The sequence below is a fragment of the Psychrobacter sp. DAB_AL32B genome (genome assembly GCF_002224105.1).
Classification (GTDB): Bacteria; Pseudomonadota; Gammaproteobacteria; order Pseudomonadales; family Moraxellaceae; genus Psychrobacter.
Genome location: NZ_NEXU01000156.1, coordinates 1 through 446 on the forward strand (window position 1 = coordinate 1; position 446 = coordinate 446).

Below are 446 nucleotides of genomic sequence, written 5' to 3' on the forward strand. Positions count from 1 at the left end.
AAAAAAACAGTCGCCAATAAAGACCTTTGGCAACAACTAAACGAGCTTTGCCAACCACGCGATGTTGATTGGCATTGGGTCAAAGGTCATGCTGGACATGCTGGCAATGAAAAAGCAGACGAGCTGGCAAATTTAGGCGTGACGTCCAGTAGTGAAGATTTATCGACAGTAGACACACAAGATACCGCTAAAAAAAAAGAGCAAATAGTGTCTGATAAAAAGCCATCCACGAGCGATGACTGGCTAAAGTTTGATCCATTAGGTTTTGATATGATGGATGACGAGCTTGATGAAGAACTATCAGATGATCATATGGTGGAAAGTCAGATATTAGAAAAACAGACGTTAGAAAGCCAGATATCGGAAAGTCATATACTGGACAATTATGGTAATGATAAAAACATGTCGATGATATGATGTATAGAAGCGTTATAGATGAAGAACAG

The 446-nt window shown here is 39.5% G+C and carries 1 protein-coding gene; it reads left to right on the plus strand.

Translation table 11 applies throughout. From position 1 onward, the window contains the following. Positions 1 to 417, plus strand: a 417-nt coding sequence (locus CAN34_RS13785; RefSeq protein WP_368039514.1) for an RNase H family protein, incomplete at its 5' end; no start/stop codon positions are given. Positions 418 to 446 lie beyond the last annotated feature (29 nt).